The organism is Mesorhizobium sp. CU3, from assembly GCF_006442965.1.
Lineage (GTDB): Bacteria > Pseudomonadota > Alphaproteobacteria > Rhizobiales > Rhizobiaceae > Mesorhizobium.
In genome coordinates, this window is sequence record NZ_VFWX01000073.1 from 1 (window position 1) to 246 (window position 246).

Below are 246 nucleotides of genomic sequence, written 5' to 3' on the forward strand. Positions count from 1 at the left end.
CCCGACAGCAGTTGATATGGCACTGTTTCCCGGATGCGGTGCGCAGTAGCACCATCACGCTGTCGAAGTCGTCAATCTGCGCCAGGCTCGGGTCTACCAGACGGCTGGCTATCGCGCTGACTTCGATGGGCTCTTCACCCAGCAGGTGCCGCGCCATGTCGAAGTCATGAATGGTCATGTCCCGCAGGATGCCGCCGGAATGTGCCAGGTAATCCCGTGGCGCCAACCCCGGGTCACGGCTGGTGA

General features: G+C 62.2%; 1 protein-coding gene. It reads right to left on the bottom strand.

Annotated elements, in window-relative coordinates:
• A partial coding sequence (locus FJ988_RS30670; RefSeq protein WP_246688708.1) for a Gfo/Idh/MocA family oxidoreductase occupies positions 1 to 246 on the bottom strand: 246 nt, incomplete at both ends.